Annotated in this window: 11 protein-coding genes, 2 tRNA genes and 2 pseudogenes; 11 read left to right on the top strand and 4 right to left on the bottom strand. The window is 70.5% G+C overall.

All coding sequences use genetic code 11. From position 1 onward, the window contains the following. The first annotated feature begins 4 nt into the window (after positions 1 to 4). Genes dnaN through I8N68_RS19580 form a run of 4 tightly spaced genes read left to right on the top strand, consistent with a single transcriptional unit; the run spans position 5 to position 3,847 of the window. Positions 5 to 1,138 (top strand): DNA polymerase III subunit beta, encoded by a 1,134-nt coding sequence (gene dnaN, locus I8N68_RS19595; protein WP_200212037.1) that lies wholly within the window; start codon positions 5 to 7, stop codon positions 1,136 to 1,138. 40 nt (positions 1,139 to 1,178) lie between these two features. Then, positions 1,179 to 2,057 carry a phosphogluconate dehydrogenase (NAD(+)-dependent, decarboxylating) gene (gene gnd / locus I8N68_RS19590; RefSeq protein WP_200212031.1) on the top strand — a complete coding sequence of 293 codons (879 nt, stop codon included), beginning with the start codon at positions 1,179 to 1,181 and terminating at the stop codon, positions 2,055 to 2,057. A 16-nt stretch (positions 2,058 to 2,073) separates the two neighbouring features. Then, positions 2,074 to 3,207 carry a DNA replication/repair protein RecF gene (gene recF, locus I8N68_RS19585; protein WP_200212029.1) on the top strand — a complete coding sequence of 378 codons (1,134 nt, stop codon included), beginning with the start codon at positions 2,074 to 2,076 and terminating at the stop codon, positions 3,205 to 3,207. A gap of 22 nt (positions 3,208 to 3,229) precedes the next feature. Continuing rightward, complete coding sequence (locus tag I8N68_RS19580; RefSeq protein WP_234040199.1) at positions 3,230 to 3,847, top strand: DciA family protein; 618 nt, start codon at positions 3,230 to 3,232, stop codon at positions 3,845 to 3,847. A gap of 3 nt (positions 3,848 to 3,850) precedes the next feature. Here the strand turns inward: I8N68_RS19580 and I8N68_RS19575 are convergent, their stop codons facing one another. Next, positions 3,851 to 4,078: a hypothetical protein gene (locus I8N68_RS19575; RefSeq protein WP_200212022.1), complete on the bottom strand. Its 228-nt coding sequence runs from the start codon at positions 4,076 to 4,078 to the stop codon at positions 3,851 to 3,853. Between the two features lie 99 nt (positions 4,079 to 4,177). On the opposite strand from I8N68_RS19575, the gene I8N68_RS19570 reads away from it, so the two are divergent. Next, positions 4,178 to 4,672 (top strand): MarR family winged helix-turn-helix transcriptional regulator, encoded by a 495-nt coding sequence (locus tag I8N68_RS19570; protein ID WP_200212020.1) that lies wholly within the window; start codon positions 4,178 to 4,180, stop codon positions 4,670 to 4,672. Here the strand turns inward: I8N68_RS19570 and I8N68_RS19565 are convergent. Next, entirely contained in the window at positions 4,657 to 5,211 is a 555-nt protein-coding gene (locus I8N68_RS19565) for a hypothetical protein (protein WP_200212018.1), read from the bottom strand. The genes I8N68_RS19570 and I8N68_RS19565 overlap by 16 nt on opposite strands. A 525-nt stretch (positions 5,212 to 5,736) precedes the next feature. Here I8N68_RS19565 and gyrB point away from each other — a divergent pair. The 6 genes from gyrB (at position 5,737) to I8N68_RS19540 (ending at position 11,768) form a co-directional block, all read left to right on the top strand. Further along, positions 5,737 to 7,683, top strand: a complete 1,947-nt coding sequence (gene gyrB / locus I8N68_RS19560) for a DNA topoisomerase (ATP-hydrolyzing) subunit B (protein WP_200212016.1) — start codon at positions 5,737 to 5,739, stop codon at positions 7,681 to 7,683. 130 nt (positions 7,684 to 7,813) lie between these two features. Further along, the gene (gyrA, locus tag I8N68_RS19555; RefSeq protein ID WP_200212014.1) at positions 7,814 to 10,336 is read left to right on the top strand and encodes a DNA gyrase subunit A; all 2,523 of its coding nucleotides are present in this window, start codon (positions 7,814 to 7,816) and stop codon (positions 10,334 to 10,336) included. A 4-nt stretch (positions 10,337 to 10,340) separates the two neighbouring features. Next, the gene (locus I8N68_RS19550) at positions 10,341 to 11,249 is read left to right on the top strand and encodes a DUF3566 domain-containing protein (protein ID WP_200212012.1); all 909 of its coding nucleotides are present in this window, start codon (positions 10,341 to 10,343) and stop codon (positions 11,247 to 11,249) included. 151 nt (positions 11,250 to 11,400) lie between these two features. Next, a tRNA-Ile gene (locus I8N68_RS19545) sits at positions 11,401 to 11,474 on the top strand. A 43-nt stretch (positions 11,475 to 11,517) separates the two neighbouring features. Next, positions 11,518 to 11,646 (top strand): DLW-39 family protein, encoded by a 129-nt coding sequence (locus I8N68_RS32970; RefSeq protein ID WP_234040182.1) that lies wholly within the window; start codon positions 11,518 to 11,520, stop codon positions 11,644 to 11,646. A gap of 46 nt (positions 11,647 to 11,692) precedes the next feature. Next, positions 11,693 to 11,768 (top strand) — tRNA-Ala (locus I8N68_RS19540). A 62-nt stretch (positions 11,769 to 11,830) separates the two neighbouring features. On the opposite strand, the pseudogene I8N68_RS19535 reads toward I8N68_RS19540, so the two are convergent. Next, positions 11,831 to 12,196 (bottom strand): annotated as a pseudogene (locus I8N68_RS19535) (tyrosine-type recombinase/integrase); the annotation flags it as partial. Positions 12,197 to 12,254: 58 nt separating this feature from the next. Beyond that, positions 12,255 to 12,461: pseudogene (locus I8N68_RS19530) on the bottom strand (GGDEF domain-containing protein); the annotation flags it as partial. Between the last annotated feature and the right edge of the window lie 444 nt (positions 12,462 to 12,905).

Genomic DNA, 12,905 nt, shown 5'->3' with positions numbered 1-12,905 from the left:
ATTGATGAAGTTCCGAGTAGAGCGCGACGCGCTCGCCGAGGCGGTCGCGTGGACCGCCAAGAGCCTGCCCAACCGACCTTCCGTACCGGTGCTGGCCGGGGTGATGCTCCGGGTCACCGACGGCAACCTCCAGGTCTCCGGCTTCGACTACGAGGTGTCCAGCCAGGTCACCGTCGAGGTGCAGGGTGACGCCGACGGCGCCGCCCTCGTCTCCGGCCGCCTGCTCGCCGAGATCACCAAGGCCCTGCCCGCCAAGCCGGTCGACATCGCCGCCGTCGGCGCCCACCTGGAGCTGGTCTGCGGCAGTGCCCGGTTCACCCTGCCGACCATGCCGGTCGAGGACTACCCGGCCCTGCCGGAGATGCCGGCGAGCGCCGGCACCATCGACGCCGCCGCCTTCGCCGCCGCCGTCTCCCAGGTCGCCGTCGCCGCCGGCCGCGACGAGACGCTGCCGATGATGACCGGCGTCCGCGTCGAGCTCTCCGGCAACACCCTGGCGATGCTCGCCACCGACCGCTACCGCCTGGCCCTGCGCGAGATGGAGTGGTACCCGGACGACCCCGAGGTGAGCATCAACGCGCTGGTGCCGGCCCGGACCCTGAACGACACCGCCAAGGCGCTCGGCCCACTCGGCGGTCAGGTCACCATGGCGCTGTCGCAGGGCGCCGCGGGCGAGGGCATGATCGGCTTCTCCGGCGGGACCCGCCGGACCACCAGCCGGCTGCTCGACGGGGCCAACTACCCGCCGGTGCGCTCGCTCTTCCCGGCCAACCACAACGCCGAGGCGCGGGTTCCGGTGAGCACCCTGATCGAGGTGGTCAAGCGGGTCGCCCTGGTCGCCGAGCGGACCACGCCGGTGCTGCTGAGCTTCAGCGCCGACGGTCTGGTCGTCGAGGCCGGTGGCACCGAGGAGGCCCGGGCCAGCGAGGCGATGGAGGCCACCTTCACCGGCGACGCGCTGACCATCGGCTTCAATCCGCAGTACCTGATCGACGGCCTGGCCAACCTGGGCGCCCAGTACGCGCTGCTGAAGTTCGTCGACGCCTTCAAGCCGGCGGTGATTTCCCCTGCCGGCGAGGATGGCGAGGTCATCCCGGGGTACCGGTACCTCATCATGCCGATCCGCGTGTCCCGCTGATCGCGCCCCAGCAGACCCAGACGCACGGAGGTAGGAGCAGATGCAGCTCGGCCTGGTAGGACTCGGCCGGATGGGCGGCAACATGCGCGAGCGGTTGCGCGCCGCCGGCCACGAGGTGGTCGGCTTCGACCGCAACGCGGAGCTGAGCGACGTCGCGAGCCTGGCGGAACTGGCCGAGAAGCTCGAGTCGCCGCGTGCCGTCTGGGTGATGGTGCCGGCCGGCGTCACCGACGCCACCATCGACGAGATCGCCGGTGTGCTCGGCGAGGGCGACATCATCATCGACGGCGGCAACTCGCGGTTCAGCGACGACGGCCCCCGCGCCGAGCGCCTCAACGAGCAGGGCATCGGCTACCTCGACGTCGGCGTCTCCGGCGGCGTCTGGGGCGTCAAGAACGGGTACGGCCTGATGGTCGGCGGCGCGCAGGAGCACGTCGACCGGCTGATGCCGGTCTTCGAGGCGCTCAAGCCGGCCGGCGAGTTCGGCTTCGTGCACGCCGGACCGGTCGGCGCCGGCCACTACGCCAAGATGGTGCACAACGGCATCGAGTACGGCCTGATGCACGCCTACGCCGAGGGCTACGAGCTGCTCGCCAAGTCCGAGATCGTGACCAACGTGCCGGGCGTTTTCAAGTCCTGGCGCGAGGGCACCGTGGTCCGGTCCTGGCTGCTCGACCTGCTCGACCGCGCGCTGGACGAGGACCCGGAGCTGGCCGAGCTGAGCGGCTACACCGAGGACACCGGCGAGGGCCGGTGGACGGTCGACGAGGCGGTCCGCCTCGCCGTGCCGCTGAACGTCATCACCGCCTCGCTCTTCGCCCGGTTCGCCTCCCGGCAGGACGACTCGCCCGCGATGAAGGCCGTCGCCGCGCTGCGCCAGCAGTTCGGCGGCCACGCCGTCGTCCGGCGCAAGAGCTGACCGGTATCCACAGCCTGTGTACGTCCGCCGGCTCGAACTGGTCGACTTCCGCTCGTACGAGCAGGTCGGCGTCGACCTGGAGCCGGGACCGAACGTCCTGATCGGCGCCAACGGCGTCGGCAAGACCAACCTGCTCGAGGCGTTGGGCTACGTGGCGACCCTGGACTCGCACCGGGTCGCCACGGACGCCCCCCTGGTCCGGATGGGGGCCACCTCGGCGGTGATCCGCTGCGCGGTGGTGCACGGCGGGCGCGAGCTGCTGATCGAGCTGGAGATCGTTCCCGGTAAGGCCAACCGGGCCCGGTTGGGGCGGTCGCCGGCCCGCCGCGCCCGGGACGTGCTCGGCGCGCTGCGGCTGGTGCTCTTCGCCCCGGAGGACCTGGAACTCGTCCGCGGTGATCCGGCCGAGCGCCGCCGCTACCTGGACGACCTGCTGGTGCTCCGGCAGCCCCGGTACGCCGGGGTGCGCGCCGACTACGAGCGGGTGGTCAAGCAGCGCAACGCCCTGCTCCGGACGGCGTACCTGGCCCGCAAGACGGGCGGGTCGCGGGGCGGGGACCTCTCCACCCTCGCGGTGTGGGACACCCACCTGGCGCAGCACGGGGCGGAGTTGCTCGCCGGCCGGCTGGAGCTGGTCGCCGCGCTCGCGCCGCACGTGACCAAGGCGTACGACGCGGTGGCGGCGGGCCGTGGGGCGGCCGCGATCGCGTACCGGCCGTCGCTGGAGCTGCCCGACCTGAGCGTGGACCGGGCGGCACTGGCCGAGGCGCTGACCGCCGCGCTGGTCGAGTCCCGGTCGGCGGAGATCGAACGCGGCACCACGCTGGTCGGGCCGCACCGCGACGAGCTGGCGCTCACCCTGGGCCCGATGCCCGCCAAGGGGTACGCCAGCCACGGCGAGTCCTGGTCGTACGCGCTGGCCCTGCGGCTGGCCGGGTACGACCTGTTGCGCGCGGACGGCATCGAGCCGGTGCTGGTCCTCGACGACGTCTTCGCCGAGCTGGACGCCGGCCGCCGGGAGCGGTTGGCCGAGCTGGTCGGCGGGGCGAGCCAGCTGCTGGTGACCTGCGCGGTGGACGACGACGTGCCGGCGGCCCTGCTCGGCACCCGGTACGAGGTGGGCGAGGGGACGGTACGCCGTGTCGGATGAGCCGCAGCTCCCACCGGCCCGGCTGGGGCCGGGACGCGGTGGCCGTACCCCGGATGCCGGGGCGGACGGCGCAGGCAGGCCCGCGCCTGGGGCCACCGACGGTGGAAACCGCGACGGCGCGGCCGGCGGTGACGCCCCGGCGGGGCCGGAGCTGGCCCGGGCGGTGCTGGACGCGGCCAAGGCTCGGCGGCAGACGGCCGCCAGGCCGCGCCGGAACGCGGTGGGCGGCGAGGGCGGGGGGAGCGAGCGGCGGCTGCGCGGCTACTCCGGCCCCGGGCCGGACCCGCGGGACCCGCAGCCGCTCGGCGCGGTGCTGAACCGCCTGGTCAAGGCGCGCGGCTGGCAGCAGCCGGCGGCCGAGGCGACGGTCTTCGGCGCCTGGGAGCGGGTGGTCGGGGCGGAGGTGGCCGAGCACAGCCGCCCGGTGAAGCTGGAGAACGGCGAGCTGACCGTGGAAGCCCGCTCCACCGCCTGGGCCACCCAACTGCGGCTGCTCGCCGGGTCGCTGATCCAGCAGATCGCTCGCGAGGTCGGCCACAACGTGGTCAGCAAGCTGCACATCCACGGCCCGGCGGCGCCGTCGTGGTCTCGGGGCCCGCGCCGGGTCCGCGGCCGGGGCCCGCGCGACACGTACGGCTGACGGTCAGCGCCCGGCGCGCCGGGCCTCCCGCTCGGCGCGCTTGAGTTCCCGCTGCTCGCGGCTCCACTGCTTGCGCCGCTCCAGGTCCTGCTTCCAGGCATCCCGGGCCTCGTTCGAGCCGCCCTGCACCGCGCCCTGCACCTCGGGCGGACCGGCCAGGTTCTTGAAGGCCCAGGCCATGAGCCGGCCGCCCTCGCCGGGCGCCTTGGCTGCCCGCTTCTCGTCGCTCATCCGCCCCGGCCTCTCTCCCACCCCAAAGGATTGGTGTACAAATAATTGGTACACCAATCGTCGGTATCATCGCAACGACGAAGCGGACAGGAGGTCCACGTGTCCGACCAGCCCGAGGGGGATCCCCTGGCGCTGGAGCAGCAGGTGTGCTTCGCGCTCTCCGTCGCCGCGCGCGGCGTCGTCGCGGTCTACCGCCCGCTGCTCGAGCCGATGGGCCTGACCCACCCGCAGTACCTGGTCATGCTGGCGCTGTGGCAGTACGCGCCGCTGTCGGTCCGGGAGCTGAGCCGGTTGCTTCAGCTCGATCCGGGCACCCTGTCGCCGCTGCTGAAGCGGCTGGAAGCCGCCGGCTACGTCCGGCGGGAGCGGGACGCCGCCGACGAGCGCAGCCTCGCCGTCTCGCTCACCGCCAGCGGTCAGGCGCTGCGGGCGCGCGCCGAGCAGATCCCGCCGGCGATCGTGGCCCGGCTCGGCCTGCCGCTGGCGGACCTGCGGCACCTGCACACCGTGCTGACCCAGGTGATCGCCGCGGCCAACCGGGCCGTGACGGACGCTCCGGTCGCCGGCGACCAGCCCGGTCAGGCGTCGGCATAGACCGCGAAGCCGCGGTCGGCGCAGCGCCGGTAGAAGGCGGCGAGCACGCCCAGCTCGGCGCAGGTGAAGTTCCACTGCGGCGGGTTGCCGTCCTCGTCGCGCAGCCCGTCGAGCCGGCTGTCCAGCCAGCGCAGCTGCTGCTCGGCGAGGCGGCCGTCGGAGAGCAGCGAGCGGAGCACCTCGCTCACCGACTCGAAGGTCACCGTCTCGCCGAACGGCCGGTGCTGGGCGACGAACTTCTCCACCCCGCCGGCGATCCACGAGCACCCGTCGGGGTCGATCACCGGATCCTCGTCCTCGGCGGCGGCCTCAGTGGCGTAGAGCACATTTTCCAGGCCGAGGATCAGGTCGACCAGTTCGGTGTACGCGGTCGCCCGCACCGTCCCGGTCTTCGCGATGAGCTCGGCGAGCGCCGCGGTCGGGGCGGAGATCCGTGGCAGGTCGACGATCTCGCCGAAGTCGACGAACTCGGCCGGCGCGACCGGGTCGTAGAAGCGGCCGGTCCGCGGCCAGTGCACCGCGACATTGTCCAGCCCCATCTGGCGTCACCTCTTACAAGCGCGTTGTCGGACCGATCGGGTCGATCGTCCCGGTTCGGGGCCGGAAAGATCAAGACCGCAGCGGCGGGCGCCGCAAAGCTACGGCACCGCCGGTCCCGCCGCGACCCCCGGGCGGTTACGCACCGGTACCGATCCGGTGGCCGGTCGCGCCCTCGATGAGGGCTTGGCGTGTAGGGGGAGTCGCGGACAGCACGGTTCGGCCGGCTACGGAGGTCTCAGCCGCCGCGCAGGGGTGCCGAGTGGCGGTTTAGTCGTGTGCGCACAGTAAGATTGACCGAGAGACGAAGACCCGACCCGGAGTGATGGACACGGGCCCCCGAGGGCCCTTGATCATTGTCCCGGATCGGGTCGAGCCGATCGCGATCCGCGGGCAACCGCGGCGACCGGCGTACGCGATCCGTGACCTGGAGTATCCGGGGCCGGTCCGTGCGCCGACGTCGTGTCCTGTCCGCCGAACCCGCGCCTCCGCGCCTTGGCGCGGCCGGCGCGAGAAAGTGGCCGAGGGTGGCAGCGCAGGACAAGCAGGAGTACGGCGCCGAGTCGATCACCGTCCTGGAAGGGCTGGAGGCGGTCCGGAAGCGGCCCGGTATGTACATCGGGTCCACCGGTGAACGCGGTCTGCACCACCTGGTGTGGGAGGTCGTGGACAACGCGGTCGACGAGGCGCTGGCCGGTTACTGCGACACCATCGACGTGGTGCTGCTCGCCGACGGCGGCGTCCAGGTCACCGACAACGGCCGTGGCTTCCCGGTCGACCTCCACCCGAAGCTCAAGAAGCCGGGTGTCGAGGTCGCGCTGACCGTGCTGCACGCGGGGGGCAAGTTCGACGGCAAGGCGTACGCGGTCTCCGGCGGTCTGCACGGCGTCGGCGTCTCCGTGGTGAACGCCCTCTCCACGAAGATGGCCGTGGAGATCCACAAGTCCGGTTTCGTGTGGCGGCAGCAGTACCACAACTCCAAGCCGTCGCCGCTGGAGAAGGGCGAGACCACCGACCGCACGGGTTCGGCCGTGACCTTCTGGCCGGATGAGAGCGTCTTCGAGACCGTCGACTTCGACTTCCAGACCATCTACCGGCGCCTCCAGGAGATGGCCTTCCTCAACCGGGCCCTCCGCATCCATCTGCTCGACGAGCGGGTCCCGGAGGGAGAAGAGGGCAAGCTGCGCGAGGTCACCTTCTTCTACGAGGGCGGCATCGCCGACTTCGTCCGGCACCTCAACGCCTCGAAGAACCCGATCCACAAGACGGTGGTCGAGTTCGGGGCGGAGGAGGAGGGCATGTCGGTCGAGATCGCCATGCAGTGGAACGAGTCGTACGGCGAGTCGGTCTACACCTTCGCGAACACGATCAACACGCACGAGGGCGGCACCCACGAGGAGGGCTTCCGGGCCGCGCTGACCAGCGTCGTCAACCGCTACGGCGCGGACAAGAAGCTGCTCAAGGGCGACGAGAAGCTTTCCGGCGAGGACATCCGCGAGGGCCTGGCCGCGATCATCTCGGTCAAGCTGGCCAACCCGCAGTTCGAGGGCCAGACCAAGACCAAGCTCGGCAACACCCCGGTGAAGAGCTTCGTGCAGCGGGTCTGCAACGAGTGGCTGGTCGACTGGTTCGACCGGAACCCGGCCGAGGCGAAGACGATCATCCAGAAGGCGTCCCAGGCCGCCCGGGCCCGGATCGCCGCGCAGCAGGCGCGGAAGCTGGCCCGGCGCAAGTCGCTGCTGGAGTCCGGCTCGATGCCGGGCAAGCTGGCCGACTGCCAGTCCACCGACCCGCGCGAGTCGGAGGTCTTCATCGTCGAGGGCGACTCGGCCGGTGGCTCGGCCAAGCAGGGTCGCGACCCGCGGACCCAGGCGATCCTGCCGATCCGCGGCAAGATCCTCAACGTGGAGAAGGCCCGGATCGACCGGGTGCTGAAGAACAACGAGGTCCAGGCGCTGATCACCGCGCTGGGCACCGGCATCCACGACGACTTCGACATCGAGAAGCTGCGGTACCACAAGATCGTGCTGATGGCCGATGCCGACGTCGACGGCCAGCACATCCAGACGCTGCTGCTCACCCTGCTGTTCCGCTTCATGCGGCCGCTGGTCGAGCTGGGCCACGTCTACCTGGCCGCCCCGCCGCTTTACAAGATCAAGTGGAACAAGAAGGGCGACGACGCCCAGTACGCGTACTCGGACCGGGAGCGGGACGGACTCATCGCGCTGCGCCAGCAGAAGAAGGCCAACGCCAAGCCGGACGACATCCAGCGGTTCAAGGGTCTCGGCGAGATGAACTATCCCGAGCTGTGGGAGACCACGATGAACCCGGCCACCCGTACGCTGCGTCAGGTGACGCTCGACGACGCCGCAACCGCCGACGAGCTGTTCAGCGTGCTGATGGGTGAGGACGTCGAGGCCCGCCGCTCGTTCATCCAGCGCAACGCCAAAGACGTGCGGTTCCTCGACATCTGACGGACCAACCCGGGCCGGCCGGAGATCCACCGACCGGCTCGGTGGTCCACAGGGTTATCCACAACTTGGCCGGTTTCCACAGCCGTTATCCACAGCACGAACACGACTCTGAGTCTGATAAGGGTTAACAGTGACCGATACTCCCGAGTCCACCCCGAACGAGCCGGAGATCCCGGAGACACCCGCCGCCGTCGTCGCGCAGCACGACCGGATCGAGCCGGTCGGCCTCGAGGTCGAGATGCAGCGCTCCTACCTCGACTACGCGATGAGCGTCATCGTCGGGCGGGCGCTGCCGGACGTCCGGGACGGGCTCAAGCCGGTCCACCGCAAGATCCTCTACGCCATGTTCGACTCCGGTTACCGGCCGGACCGCGGCTACGTGAAGTGCTCCCGGGTCGTCGGCGACGTGATGGGTCAGTTCCACCCGCACGGCGACTCGGCCATCTACGACGCGCTGGTCCGGATGGCCCAGCCCTGGTCGCTGCGCTACCCGCTGGTCGACGGCAACGGCAACTTCGGCTCCCCGGGCAACGACCCGGCCGCCGCCATGCGGTACACCGAGTGCAAGCTCGACCCGCTGGCGATGGAGATGCTGCGGGACATCGACGAGGACACCGTCGACCTGCAGGACAACTACGACGGCCGGGCCAAGGAGCCCACCATCCTGCCGTCGCGGATCCCCAACCTGCTGGTGAACGGCTCCGAGGGCATCGCGGTCGGCATGGCCACCAAGATCCCGCCGCACAACCTGCGCGAGATCGGCGCGGCGGTGCAGTGGTGCCTGGAGCACCCGGAGGCCGACGAGGCGACCACCCTCGAAGCGCTGCTGGAGATCGTCAAGGGCCCCGACTTCCCGACCCACGGCCTGATCGTCGGCCACGCCGCCATCCAGGACGCGTACCGCACCGGGCGCGGCTCGATCCGGATGCGCGCCGTGGTCGAGGTCGAGGAGGACAAGCGGGGTCGCCCGGCGCTGGTGGTCAGCGAGCTGCCCTACCAGGTCAACCCGGACAACCTGGCAGAGCGGATCGCCGAGCTGATCAAGGAGGGCAAGCTCGCCGGCATCGCCGACATCCGGGATGAGTCCTCCGGTCGTACCGGCATGCGGATCGTGCTCGTGCTCAAGCGCGACGCGGTCGCCAAGGTGGTGCTGAACAACCTCTACAAGCACACCCAGCTCCAGGAGACCTTCGGCGCCAACATGCTGGCCCTGGTCGACGGGGTGCCGCGCACGCTGAACCTGGCCCAGTTCATCCGCTACTACGTCGAGCACCAGATCGACGTGATCCGCCGGCGGACCGCGTTCCGGCTGCGCAAGGCCGAGGAGCGCGCGCACATCCTGCGCGGTCTGGCCAAGGCGCTCGACGCCCTCGACGAGGTGATCGCCCTGATCCGGCGCTCGCCCACCGTCGACGACGCCCGGCAGGGCCTGATCCGGCTGCTGGAGATCGACGAGATCCAGGCGACCGCGATCCTGGACATGCAGCTGCGCCGCCTGGCCGCCCTGGAGCGGCAGCGGATCGTCGACGACCTCACCAAGCTCGAGATCGAGATCGCCGACCTCAAGGACATCCTCGCCAAGCCGGAGCGGCAGCGGAAGATCGTCTCCGAGGAGCTGGGCGAGATCGTCGCGAAGTGGGGCGACGAACGGCGGACGAAGATCGTGCCGTTCGACGGCGAGGTCTCCATGGAGGACCTGATCGCCCGCGAGGACGTCGTCGTCACCATCACCCGCACCGGGTACGCCAAGCGCACCAAGGTCGACCTCTACCGCTCGCAGCGGCGTGGCGGCAAGGGTGTCAGCGGCGCGACGCTGCGGCAGGACGACATTGTCAGCCACTTCTTCGTATGCTCCACCCACGACTGGATCCTGTTCTTCACGAACAAGGGCAGGGTCTACCGGGCCAAGGCGTACGAGCTTCCCGAAGCCAGTAGGGTGGCCAAGGGCCAGCACGTGGCCAACCTGCTCGCGTTCCAAGCCGACGAGCAGATCGCGCAGATCATCGAAATTCCGAACTACCAGGTGGCCCCCTACCTGGTACTGGCCACGAAGAACGGCCTGGTGAAGAAGACGCGGCTCGAGGAGTTCGACTCCAACCGTTCCGGCGGCGTCATCGCGATCAACCTGCGCGATGAGGACGAGCTGGTCGGTGCTGCCCTGGTCGGGCCGCAGGACGACCTGCTGCTGGTCTCCAAGAACGCGCAGGCGATCCGGTTCAACGCGTCCGACGAGGCGCTGCGGCCGATGGGCCGGGCCACCTCGGGCGTGATCGGCATGCGGTTCAGCGAGGACGACGTCCTGCTGGCCATGGAGGTCGTCCGCGAGGGCTTGGACGTGCTTGTCGCGACGAACGGGGGATACGCGAAACGCACCCCGATCGAGGAATACCCGGTCCAGGGCCGGGGAGGTAAGGGCGTGCTGACTGCGAAGATCACCGAGCGACGCGGTGGTCTGGTCGGCGCGGTGGTGATCGACCCGGACGACGAGTTGTTCGCCATCACCAGCAACGGTGGTGTCATCCGGACTCCGGTGAAGCCTGTACGCCGTACGCGTGACCGGAACACAATGGGGGTCAAGCTGATGGACCTCCCGGACGGCGTGACTATCGTGGCGATTGCTCGCAATGCCGACGAGCCTGACGAACAGGACTAGTTGAATGACGGAGACACAGGCGAAGTCGGGGAACACGGGGACCTCGGCCAACCCGGTCGACGAGGAGGCCGCCAAGGGCGGCACACCAGCGACCGGCCGCGCGGCCGTGGGCCGGGCCACCGTCCCCGCCGACGCGCCTGCCCCGAAATTCACCCGCGCCCCCGGCATGACTCCGCCGCCGGAAAATCCCGGGGAGGACTCGGGGGCGAGCGACAAGGCCGAGCAGACCAAGGTCGACGCTCCGACGTCGGCCGACGGCCTGGCCGCCCCGGCAGCCACCGCGAAGCCCGTCACGACACAGCCGATGGCGGCGGCCGCGGCCCGGCCGTCGACCGGCACCACCGGCACCCAGCCGCGGGTGATGGCCGGCGCCGGCACCGCCACCAAGCCGTCCCCGGACGGCGGCCGTCCGCGCGGCACGCCCAACCGCCCGGCCAACGGCGGCGGGCTGCCGCCGGGCATCAGCGGCGCGGCGGCCGTCGGCGCCGCGCGGGTGGGTGAGGCGGTACGCGCCGCGCGTACCTCGGTCAGTTCGGCCGCGTCCCGCGGACCGCGCCGGGCCCGGCTGAACCTGAAGCGGATCGACCCGTGGTCCGTGATGAAGTTCGCGTTCGCCGTGTCGGTGGTGCTCTTCATCGTGGTGGTTGTCGCCACCTCGGTGCTCTACCTGGCGCTGGACGCAATGGGCGTGTTCAAGAGCGTCAACGACAGCCTGACCGACCTGGTCAACGCCGGCGGGCAGGGGACCAACGGCTTCCGGATCACCGCCAAGGGCGTGATCCTCAGCTCCGCGCTGGTCGGCCTGGTCAACGTCGTGCTGTTCACCGCGCTCGCCACCCTCGGCGCGTTCGTCTACAACGTCTGCGCCGACCTGGTCGGCGGGATCGAGCTGACGCTCGCCGAGCGGGACTGAACCAAGCGCCGACGCCGGGGCACCGCGTAAAGCGGTCGCCCCGGCGTCGCATATCCGGGTAGGTTCGATCTGGCACGGGTGAGGGCCGCGCCACGGTTACCCCGATTTGGGGCCGGCCGCGGCGATGGGTTACCCTTGCTCGTCGCTACGCGGGGCTATAGCTCAGTCGGTTAGAGCGCAGAGCTGATAACTCTGAGGTCGCTGGTTCGATTCCAGCTAGCCCCACCGCACACCGTCCGACGGCTGTCGAGCGCAAGGGGTCGCCCCAATGTTCAAGAAGCTGCTGATCCTGGTCGGCGTCGTCGGCGTGGCCGCCGTCCTCGCCAAGAAGGTCAAGGCCTCGAACGACGAGCGCGCCCTGTGGCACGAGGCGACCACCGCGCCCGACCTGCGCTGAGCGTCCGGCTCACGACTGCCAGCACCAGGCGGCGCTGCCCGCCCTCGGGGCCCTAGCTCAACTGGCAGAGCACTGCCTTTGCAAGGCAGGGGTTAGGGGTTCAAGTCCCCTGGGCTCCACCATTTCCACTCCTCACCTGCGGTTTCTTGTTTTGCTTGATCGACTAGTACAACGTCAGTACAGATCAGGCTTGATCTTGACCTGATCGCGCCGACCGCAGGACGTTCCCAACGATGCCGCGAGGCCGGTCCCGCTTCGGCCACCAGTGCACGTACGTCTCCAACGTGATCCGCAGCGTCTTGTGCCGTAGCTGCCGCTGGACGTCCTGCGGTTCGGCGTGGTTGGTGATCAGCGTCGTGGCGAAGAAGTGCCGCAGCGCATGGAAGGTTCCGTGCTCCTTTGGCCAGCCAGCGGCTTCCCGCCAAGTGGCCCACTCTCGGGACCAGGTGCGGTCGGTGAACGGGTTGCCCCGCGTTGTGGTGAACAACAGCGGCACGGAGCGCCGGACCGGGTCGCCCGAGGTCACGTCGACCAGCTCCACCGGGACGGGCGTCCCCGGCGGCGTGGCCGTGGGTGTCGTTGACCGGCTTGAAGCCGTCCAGGTCGACCACGACCACCCACGGCCGCAGCGGCGCGAGCTGGGTCCAGGCGTCGGCCAGGCCGGCACGGTTCGCGAGCCCGGTCAGCCCGTCGCGGAGGGAGGCGCGTTGGAGGGCGGCGAGTTCGTAGCGGGCGACGTAGAGCCAGTATTGGTCCCAGCAGAACAGGACGAGGCCGGCGACCAGGAACAGGCCAGAGAGCAGGTGGTCAATCATCGGGTTACCTCCCGAGTGAGCGGGGTGCCGTTGCGGCCGACGAACGCGGTCGACGGCACCGGGGCGACCCGGGCCGGACGGGTCGGCTCCACTGGGACCAGGGCGACCGGCTCAGGCACGGACGCGGTCGGCGTCGACTCGACCGGCGTGGCCGGCACCGCAGCCGGGCCGGATTCGTCGGCCGACGCCGGGGTGGGTGCGGTGGTGAGGATGAGCTTGGACAGGCCTGAAGCTCGGCGTCGTCGCCCTGGTCTTCCGCGCCCAGCTCGTCGACGGCACGCCTCACCCGAGCGAGGAGTCAGCGGCAGTCGACTGGTGGACCCCGGAACGCGTAAGCGCCGAGATGAACGAAACCTTCGCCGTCCGCATCCTCGATGCCCTTGAGGCTGACGCACCGCCCGCTGTCCGGCATCACGACGGCGTACGCCTACTCGACCCGGCCCA

This window comes from Micromonospora coerulea (genome assembly GCF_016598485.1).
Lineage (GTDB): Bacteria > Actinomycetota > Actinomycetes > Mycobacteriales > Micromonosporaceae > Micromonospora > Micromonospora coerulea.
Note: the sequence above shows the minus strand (reverse complement) of the source record. Positions and strands in the feature narration are given on the sequence as shown.

Bases quoted from the DNA above. Each gene is read 5' to 3' on its own strand.
- dnaN (WP_200212037.1), top strand. From the start codon at position 5: ATGAAGTTCCGAGTAGAGCGCGACGCGCTCGCCGAGGCGGTCGCGTGG.
- gnd (WP_200212031.1), top strand. From the start codon at position 1,179: ATGCAGCTCGGCCTGGTAGGACTCGGCCGGATGGGCGGCAACATGCGC.
- I8N68_RS19575 (WP_200212022.1), bottom strand. From the start codon at position 4,078: ATGAGCGACGAGAAGCGGGCAGCCAAGGCGCCCGGCGAGGGCGGCCGG.
- I8N68_RS19565 (WP_200212018.1), bottom strand. From the start codon at position 5,211: ATGGGGCTGGACAATGTCGCGGTGCACTGGCCGCGGACCGGCCGCTTC.
- I8N68_RS19550 (WP_200212012.1), top strand. From the start codon at position 10,341: ATGACGGAGACACAGGCGAAGTCGGGGAACACGGGGACCTCGGCCAAC.
- I8N68_RS32970 (WP_234040182.1), top strand. From the start codon at position 11,518: ATGTTCAAGAAGCTGCTGATCCTGGTCGGCGTCGTCGGCGTGGCCGCC.